Source organism: Niallia sp. FSL W8-1348, assembly GCF_038006745.1.
Taxonomy (GTDB): Bacteria; Bacillota; Bacilli; order Bacillales; family Cytobacillaceae; genus Niallia; species Niallia alba.
Window position 1 is genome coordinate 1 of the sequence record NZ_JBBOVV010000007.1, and the last position, 10,242, is coordinate 10,242.

The window sequence follows — 10,242 nt, forward strand, 5'->3', positions numbered from 1 at the left end:
CCAATTATTAGATGCTACATTGAAGCAAAACCAAATACTAATGCAATTGTTACAAAAGAACGATAATGTTTATTTGGGTGAGCGAGAAGTCACTGACACAGTAAGAAAAAGAATGGCTACTGATTACGGAATGCTCAATTATCAGTTAGGAGGTGGTTGATAGGTGAAGAAACAATTATATATTGATCGAAACGGAAAAAGGCAATCATTAGAGGAAGTATTAGGCTGCAAATTCTTAGAATTAATCGTATCAAGTCCACAACCATCTACTAACTATCAGCAGCAGGATGGCATAGATGGTCAATTGGATGGATATACGACTTTTGGTTCGAAAACAGCAACAGCGAATTTCTATTTGAAGAGTACAGACATATATGAATATCAATTACTGATAAGAAATGTATGGCAATTTTTCTATTCTAGAGAAGCATTCTATATATCTAGTTCGGATATGCTTGGAATCCGTTATTTGGTCCATCCTAAGCCTTTTGAATATACGAGGGTAAATACTAACGCAGCTACATTTTCTGTTGAATTTGAAGTGTTTAAAGGATATGGAGAATCATGGGGTACCACTTTAAACGAATTTACGTTTGATGAAGAAAAATGGCAGATTGGCATGAATTTGCCTTTAGGTGAGGATTTGGAGTACGTCTTTGTTAATCAAAGCAATCTTAAAGTATACAATGCATCGGATATTTTAATAAATCCGTTAATGAGGCATGATTTATCAATCGCAATAACAGGTGAGGGATCACCAACTTTAACGAATAAAAGTACAGGTGATATATTCAGATATAATAAAACAATGAAAAAGGGTGACGTACTTGTTTTAACAGGTGTGTACCCTTTTTTTAATGGTCAACATTGTGGAAGAGATACCAATCATGGAATTATTACCTTAAAACCTATGATGTTTAATGAGATGGAACTTATAGGCCTATCGAATAGCAAGATATCATTTGATTTCCCGTTTCTGTATGTGAACAAGTGAGGTGGAATAAATGAAGAATGAAATCTTGCTTGTAAGAGATAAAAAAGATACTTATGAAGAAATATTAATCGATATTGATTATGGCAGCTTTTCTTATGATTATGAGAAAAATACTTCTCGACAGTTATCATTTACAGTTTACGAAACTTTGTTTAATAAGTTCTCTTTCGATCTTTTAACTGGGGATGCAATTATTGTTTACCTAGGACAGGATTATGTAATTAAACAATGTACTCCTAGAGTGGTCGGTAAATGGCAGACAAAAGATATCACAGCTGTTCATGTAAGCTTCACTGTCCAAGATCATTATCAATATGATTCTAAAGAAAGCGTGGGAACTTATTCGCTTGATGACATAATGAAATTTGCGATTGACGGGAATGAATTAGGATTCACGTATGAAATCATTGGGACCTTCTCTCCACAAAAGATTGAAAACATTAATGCCAATGATGCCCTAAATATTATAAATGACATAGCCTGCGGAACATTCGGGGCTATTTTTTATGCCGATAACAAGAAACTACTCTTATATAGTGAAGATGAATGGTATCGAGAAGTGCAACAGACTTTTCGTTATCTTTATAACACGAATGAAGTTAGTGTTTCAGAAGACATTACCAATATTAAAACATTTATCAAAGCATACGGAAAAGAAAAGGAAAATAAGGACTATAAAACAGATGGTTCTATTTCTCAATCGTCCGTAAGTTTTTCAGATAAATGGACAAATGGCGTCACTTCCACAAAAGGTAGTACAGCTTCATTTGAATTTACTGGTACTGGTGTAGATGTTTATTTTAAGAAAAGTAAATTTGGCGGTAAAGTTCACATAGATGTTGATGGGGCCAATAGTAAAAATGGAACAACTTACAGTGAAAACGGTGGTGTTCTAACACTTACTATTCGGGGTTTAGAAAACAAAAAGCATAAATGCAATATAAAGTTTACTGGAACAGATACAAAGAATCCAAATACCAAAAAAGTAAAACATCAAGAGACATATAGCGAAGCAAACAAACAAGGGAAAATCGTTCGTAAAACAAAGAATGTCTATACGCAAAAAGCGGCAACGTTAGAACTAAATAATCCCGTAGCTAATGTATATCAGCAAAATGAGGGTGATGATCGCTATGAAGCAGTCGTTACTTATTTATCCCCAGCTTATAAAGAGTGGGGAAAGAAAAAGGCTGCTCCTGTATCAAGTGACACCATTACGAATAGCAATGAACTTCTAGAGTTCGCTAAAAGCCAACTCCGTGATTATCCTGATTTGTCTTTAAACATAAGTTATACAGGAACTGAATTAGTTGACGTAAGAGATGTGTGGTTACTCATTCACGAGCCTTTAGGTATTAGTTCAGATGTCAAACTTGTTAGCCTTAGATCACCGCATCCATATACCAGACAACCGCAAAGTTTAACTTTCAGTAATGCACAAAAAGATATGCTTAAAATACAAAATCAATTAAAAAAATCTATTACTGATTTAAATAAACAATTATCTGGTGTGAGCAATACATTAACAGGTAGTTTTCCTTCTTTCCAAGAAGCGTCCAAAGCGATTGCTGCTGTAAATGGAAAGGTTGAATTCGATAATGAGCGAGGTATCAAAACCGTTAGAACTAAAACAGTTCCTGAACAAATGATGTCAATGTCCATAGCTAATGTAGAGACTTCTGATATAGAAGTAGAAGCTGGTGTTGTTTACATTGGGAATGGAGCAATAAGCGTTGTAGATGAAGAAGGTAATGAATCTGATGTCATTACTCCTGATGGTGTGGATTTAAGTAAAAGTTTTGGATCGTTACCTGATGAAACAATTGATGATATTACAGAAAGAATTGATTTATCTGCTGATTATATGTATTTAACATCTCCTAATGGAAAAAAGTTCAGCTTCAATGTGGACGACAATGGAAATTTATCTTTAGCAGAAGTTATTGAAGAACCTGAATAAAGGAGGGGAATTATATTGAGATTGAATAGGATTATGAGTAGTTTTCAAGATGCGTTATGGAGAAGAAGACAAAATGAAAACTTCGATATGATTGAAGTTGAAAATAATAATAGGATTAAAGAAATTGCTAATGTGATGAAAAGAATAAGTAATTTAATTCTAAACAAATCAGACTTACCAGAAATAACGGATGCTAGGCAAGATGCTGAGGGAAATATTCATCCTGTTTTAAAAGATCGCCTTGACTCAGAATATAATAAATTGCTTTCAAAAATTAAGAAAACTATCTATGTGACAGACTTTGGAGCAGTCGGTGACGGTGTAGCTGATGATACAGAAGCATTTAAGAAGGCGTTAGGAAACGGTAAGGTAAGAGTTGTTGTTCCAACAGGTATATATGTGGTAAGAGGTCTAAAAATTCCATCTTGGGTTGAACTTGTGGGAGATGGAATCGGGTTAACGATAATTATATTACATGAAGATACGCCAACAAGTGAATGGGTAATTACTAACCAAGATTATGTCAATGGTAATAGAAACATCTCTATTAGAAGTATGACCTTGGATTGGAATAAATCCAGAAAAGGCGGAGTGGCTGCCCCAGGAGGACAACATGCAAGTTGTTTGGCATTAGCGAAAGTGAAATTCGCTTGGATAAAAGATGTGGAAGGAATCAACGCTGGCCTTCACTCATTTGATATCACTTCTCCAACTTATGATAAATCACCAAACACTGACTATACAAAAGATGGATCTCGTTTTGTTTGGATAGAAAATTGTGTTGCTAGTGGATATGGAGATGATGGAATCACAACTCATTATAGTGAGTATATTTGGATTATTAACAACCATTGTAGTGATCCAGATGGTGATGCTCATGAAGATGGTGTTTCTAATAGCAACGGTATTGAAATTGATGACGGCTCAAAGCATGTTTGGGTAATAAACAACTATACAAGTGGAAACATTCGCGGAGTTGAAATAAAAGCTCATGCGGAGTGGCCAGCGGCACAAGATGTTCATATTATCGGGCATGTTTCTTATCGCGATGTTAGATCATATGATTTCAGACATATTGGACATCATACGGTGGATGATCCAGACTCCACGACAGCTTATGATATCGTTGTTACAAATTGTACAGCAATCGAACCTGTATTTAATTCATTGTATGCAGCATTGACTCCACGAGCATTAGCGATATCAGCATATATAAATGTGAATGTTTCTGGCTTTACTGCAATCGGAGACCCTACTTATAACTATGATGACAACCCAGTAATTGCAGTTCAATACAAATCTAGAAATATAGGTCTTCATAATATAAATATCCGTGGATTCAAGAAGGCAAGTACTGATATACGCCTAATTGGTGGAGATCAAAAAACAGACAATATTAATATAAGTAATGTACAAATTTATAAGTCAGCCAAAGAAGGAATTGGTATAGGATCAGCTATTTATCATGTGAATTTGACCAATATTACAATGATTGGCGAAAATGGTTCAGTAGGTTTAGGAAGTGTTAATTCACAAGTTAGCATTGTTGGGGTACACGCAGAAGGATATACACTGGCTGCGTCTATTGCTGGTAATGATTATTTAGATTTTGTTCCTAATAATGTTAAAGGCGGAACTAGAATTGCCAGTACTAGCGGCTATGCAAAAAAAGAAACATCAGCAGTTATTGCCACAACAACAGATAGCAAAGCAACGGGTGATAAAACAGCAGTGATTGCTTCTTCTAATTCTGAGGCAGCTGGAGAAGGAAGTGTGGTTATTGCCTCAAGTGGTGATTCTAAAACCGAAGGCGGCCGGGATGCAATTATCGGTTCCAATAACTCTAGGACTACAGGAAGTTCAGAAAATGGAAAAGCTATCATCAGCAGTAATGGAGTAATAAACGATAACAATTATTCTGTTCGTGGTGGATATGGAGAAAGTACTAATCCTTCAACTGCAAATACAAAATGGGAATTAGACTCTATATCAGGAAATGGAAAGTTTTCTGGATCAATCACAGGTTCTTCAACTTTTAGCGACTACGCAGAGTATTTTGAGTCTTTAGATGGTAAGAAAATCGAGAGTGGTTATATTGTTACCCTTGAAGGAGGGAAAATCCGTAAAGCCGATGAAGGTGACATAGCACTAGGAGTAATTTCAGAAACAGCTGGTACTGTCTTAGGACAGGCTACTTTCCATTGGCAAAATCGTTTCTTGACAAATGAATTTGGCGGTTTAATTTTAGAAGAAAAAACAGTGAAAATATTGGATGATGAAACCGAAGAATACAAAGAAGAAAAGCATATGTTGCCAGTGGAAAATCCAGAATTTGATATTAATGAACAATATACATCAAGAGAAGAAAGAGACGAATGGAATATTGTAGGATTGTTAGGTCAAGTCAGAATACGAATTGATGAAACAGTGCAAGAAAATGGTTTTATATCTCCTAATGATGGGATAGGAACAAATAGTGAGAATGGCTGGAAAGTCATGAAAATAACCTCACCTTATGACGAGAATAAAGGATATGGAGTAGCTTTATGTTTTGTCACTCCAGTAATAGGAAGGTGAAAATATGGAAAAGAACGCAGATTTAAAGTTTAATATTTCAGCTACAACTAATCAAAGCATTACATCAAATATCCGTTTTTCCACACAAGATGAAGGGTCGGCTAAACTGACCTTCTTTTTATTTAAAGACGGTGTGGAATTACCATTGAATGCTGTTGTTGGTAAATTAGTTATGAGAATGAGAGACGGTAGTAAATTTACGGATAACGTTTCAATCATTGATAAGGTAAATGGTATTGCTGAGTATAAATTAACAGCAGAACAATTAAAGCATTATGGTAAAGTGACAGCGGAATTGTATCTTTATTACGAAGAACAAAAATTGTCCGTCCACAGATTTACATTTACCATCTTACAAGCTTTAATCGATGAAGATATTCCAGTGCTAACAGAGTTTTATATAGATGATTTCGAAGAATTAAAAGCGACCATTAATTCTATCGCTGATGAAACAACGGAAATCATTAATACTGTTGGTATTAATGTGGAAGAAGCGAAGGGAAAAGCAGATGAAGCTATTACGTTAATAGAACAAAATCAAGTAGTTAAGCTAACAGAATTCAACGAAAACAAGCAGCAAGTTACCGAACAGTTGTCGACAATGATGACTCAGACTGAGTTCGATAGCTGGGTGGCAACACTGCTAGATGGAGGACGACCATCTATATTTCTAGAAAACCCTGTTTACTATCCTAATGCAGTCTATAACTCTTCTTTTGAAAGATTTAATGAAGATGGTAAACCTGCATTTTGGGACACCACAGGAATTATTACACCATTAGAGCATTTAGCAGGCTCACACAGTTTAAGGCTGTCACAAGGGCAATATGCACAAATAAAAGACAAGCCAATACAATGCTTTAAGTGGGCTGACTATTCAACTGACTTCACCCTTAGAGCCATTGGTGATGGTGTTATAAGAGTATCAGTGCTGTCAGATGGTGTTGTACAGCCTATTTTCTCTTATGTAAACAATCAATACATTCAAAGAAACTACTTTGACTTCACAATTGATAGTATGAATTGGTTTAATTCCAAGTATTTTGTTGAGTTACACCCTACTAACAAAACATGCGTACTAAAGATTGAGGTTATCAGTGGTACAACAGTCTACATTGATTGTGTAAGTGCTATACCTATTACTCAAGGTTCAAAGTTAGATATACAGTATACAGATGGGGCTATGAATTACAATGATGTAATGATGGTAAGAACAGATGACTTACTAGATGCTCCTGTAGGAACTATGTGGTTTAGGAGTGACTTATAAACAAGGAGGAATATCTGTATGAATAAGACATTAACTGAGCAGGACTTAGGTATCAATATAAATAATGTAGGTGCTTGGGTTGACCAATATTGGAATTTTTTAGACTTCTACAGAAGGGGACAGACTCCTTTAATGATAAACACAGATTACATGGCTAAGGCACAGTTTCATGTTGAGGAAGGTAGGGGAGGATATTTTTCTCCTGAGAGTGGAACATCTGAGGCACAGTTTCTTACCATCAAGGGCTGTTTAGACATCTATCTAATCACTAAAGAGAGCAAATGGCTTAATTTAGCTGTTGAAATGGCAGATGCATCTCTAAAGGTACTTTATAGAGGAAAAGCAATTCCTGATAAGTTTGATGAGGATAATCTATGGCTACCTCATTGGCTGTATAATGCCTCAGAGCCTTTTATAGCTGAAGCTTATTATTTAGACAAGGTAGTAACTTTTAAGGATGGTGTAGGTGTATTTACTGCTGATTATGAGGCAAGGGAAGTCTATACAGTAAGGGCATTAGATGCTGAGTTAGAGTGGCAGAATGTATACTCAAAGGTTATGGGTACAGAATATGATATACAATCTTATAGCTTGAATGGTAAGGAAATTACTATAAATCTAAAAACTGCTTATACAGGAGATTTAAAGGTTGTCTATGCTGATTTAGGAGGGGGGACTATAGAAGTAAATGAGCCTTATGAGGCATGGGCAATATGGAGAAAGCTACTAGATACTGAGATTGCCTGTGCTATAGATAGCCTTTGGTGGAGCTATGATTGTTACAAGTTATTAGCAGAAATTACAGGTGATGCTAAATGGGTAAATGCTTATGCAAACATAAAGGAGACTATTCCTTTTGTAGTGGATGTATCTAACATGAATGATTATCTTACTACTGATATGATGAATCCTGAAAATCCTTTTTTTCAAGCAGGGACATACAGCTATCAGGATAGGGAAATTCCTGCTGAATTTATAAGAGATAAAACTACAGGAGCTATGATTATAGATATTCCTGAGGGTGAAGGAATTGTGCAGTATGGTAGGGGTGGTTTAGAAACTGAGTTTAGTGAGGAAAGATATTTAGAGGCTAGATTACAGTCTAATGCTACTACTATCATGAGTTTAATCATTGCTACAGGTAGGGGATATGATGAGGATAATAGATATACAGCTAACTTTAGGCTAACTGCTAGTGACAGTCCCCAAAAAGTAAGGTTTAATAGAGAGGATTTTACTCAGAAAAATGATTTGCTTTGGGATGTGTTTAACCTACAGGGTATGTCTGCATGGGATACTTATATCTCAGAACATAGTAAAATATCTGCAAAAGTAGTGACAGAAAATAGTAGGGATGTACTTAAAGTAGATTTTACAGTAGGTACAGAGACTAATGAGGAGGATTACTCTTACGCAGGTTGGTCGCAGTTCTCTCCTAGTTGGGAGGAAGATATTAACAGTATACCTCCATTCAGATATAAGTCTAAAGGAGAGATTAACATTAGGCTAAAAGATAAGAATGGATGGCTATGGGTTAAGCCTTTACCTATTAAGCCTAGCTACTACACAATCACTACAACTGAAAGTGATTATGTCTTAGGGGATTATCAAGAAAATACAGGCTCAAGACCTAATAAAATGGCATTTCCTTTACAAGAATTATTGTTTGATGCTGTTGATACTGATTGTAGCATGACTCTTATGTATGTAGGTTCTGTTAAGAATATGCCTAATGATGCAAAGATTTATGATGTATTATTTAATATAACTTCTCAAGAGGAACAAAAACTACAAGTTTATTATCTTAGACCTTTACCTGCTGAGGAGTACACTTATGTACCTTATGTAGCTCCATTTACAGTAAATACTCTTAATAATAGGATAGATGGGTGGAGAGGTACTCCATATACAGGTTATCAAGCACCTTGGATATGGCAGGAATTAGATAATCCAAAAGGATTAGATGTAGTATTAACATTTATGCAAACAGCTCAGGATGAATATGAGAAGAATATAGGGATAAGAGGATTTTTTATGCCTGTATTTATATGGGATAGATGGGACTCTAGGGAATATGGTACAGCTAATACCTTTTCTTGGGAAGGTGCTGACCCAAATACTCATTGGGGTGGCTTCCAATACAGAGCAATAGAAACTGTTGCAAGGACTTGGTACAATGACCCTTCTAATACAAAAGCAAGGCAAATTACAATGGACTTCATTAAGGCAATAGATACTTATTGGCAGAGTCATGAAGAGCCAATAGTATCTACTTTCCCTGCAAATAGTACACCATTGAATGAATATGATGAGCCACACATGGCTTCATTATTGTTAAGGTCAGCTATATTTGGTTATTTAGCAACTAATGATGATACAGAAGAGTTATTATTAGTCAGCATCATTAGCAGGAGTATTCAGTACCTAGATAAGTTATTTAAGCCATTTGATAAGGATATGAAGTGGAATAATGACTTTGTTAATGGTACTTGGAGTGTAGACAGTAAGAGTTGGTACAACTATTGGGGTGGAGAAATTCTCTCTTCATTAGCACTACTACTGCACCATTCCAAAACTGAATTTAACATGAAGACTCAATATGGAACTGTTGCAGTAGAAACTTACTCAGACTTAGATACAACATTAACTGATTTCTTGAAGGTAAAGACCCCTATTGGAGTGCAAAAAGTAAGATTGGTGGATATAAAAAGTACAGATGCTTCACCTTTTGTTGTAATGACAGAAAAGGGTGAGATGGCAATTGGAGGTGTGAAAGATCGCTAAAAAGTTTCTTCGGATGGCTACATAGAGAAGAAATCATAAACAGGGATCCGTCAGCTAAACTAAGAGCTCCAACTGTTGACAATATGTTAGTAAAGACTTTAACTGTTGAAGAATTTGAAATGATGAGGGAAGCATGCAAAACACTTCGAGAAAGAACGTTGATAGAATGTTTATATACGACTGGCTGTAGACTAAGTGAAATGGCTAATATGAATATTAGTGATGTTAATATGTTTTCTAAGAAAGCAAAAGTGTTTGGGAAGGGACGCAAAGAGCGAATCGTTTTCTTTAACGTTAAAGCTTTATATTACTTTAAAAAGTATATTAACAGCAGAAACGACGATTGCGAAGCGTTATTTGTAACTTACCGAAAACCTTACAGGAGAGTATCGGGTAGGTCTATCCAAGATGAGGTTGACACAATTGCTTCCAGAGCAAAAATATCCCATCCTGTTACTCCTCATTGGTTCAGAAGAACAATGGCAACAAGGATGTTAGAGACAGGAGCTTCAATTGCTACCGTACAAGATATTTTGGGACATGCTTCCCCAGAAACTACACGGAGATATCTAAATATCACAGAGGAATTTAAACAGGAACAACACAAAAAATATTTACCTATGTAGTCTTGCCTAATGGCAGGGCTATTTTTATTAC

General features: G+C 35.7%; 6 protein-coding genes. All 6 read left to right on the forward strand.

The window, feature by feature from the left end; translation table 11 throughout:
- The first annotated feature begins 163 nt into the window (after nt 1-163).
- The 6 genes from NST60_RS26670 (at nt 164) to NST60_RS26695 (ending at nt 10,211) form a co-directional block, all read left to right on the forward strand.
- Nucleotides 164-994 (forward strand): phage tail family protein, encoded by an 831-nt coding sequence (locus tag NST60_RS26670; protein ID WP_341101066.1) that lies wholly within the window; start codon nt 164-166, stop codon nt 992-994.
- 10 nt (nt 995-1,004) lie between these two features.
- Nucleotides 1,005-2,954, forward strand: a complete 1,950-nt coding sequence (locus NST60_RS26675) for a prophage endopeptidase tail family protein (protein ID WP_341101068.1) — start codon at nt 1,005-1,007, stop codon at nt 2,952-2,954.
- Nucleotides 2,955-2,969: 15 nt separating this feature from the next.
- Entirely contained in the window at nt 2,970-5,531 is a 2,562-nt protein-coding gene (locus tag NST60_RS26680) for a peptidase G2 autoproteolytic cleavage domain-containing protein (RefSeq protein WP_445304428.1), read from the forward strand.
- Between the two features lie 4 nt (nt 5,532-5,535).
- Nucleotides 5,536-6,801: a phage baseplate upper protein gene (locus NST60_RS26685; protein ID WP_341099910.1), complete on the forward strand. Its 1,266-nt coding sequence runs from the start codon at nt 5,536-5,538 to the stop codon at nt 6,799-6,801.
- Nucleotides 6,802-6,819: 18 nt separating this feature from the next.
- Complete coding sequence (locus NST60_RS26690; protein WP_341099911.1) at nt 6,820-9,585, forward strand: hypothetical protein; 2,766 nt, start codon at nt 6,820-6,822, stop codon at nt 9,583-9,585.
- 83 nt (nt 9,586-9,668) lie between these two features.
- On the forward strand, nt 9,669-10,211 hold the full coding sequence (locus tag NST60_RS26695; RefSeq protein ID WP_341099912.1) for a tyrosine-type recombinase/integrase: 543 nt from the start codon (nt 9,669-9,671) through the stop codon (nt 10,209-10,211).
- The last annotated feature ends 31 nt before the right edge of the window (nt 10,212-10,242 follow it).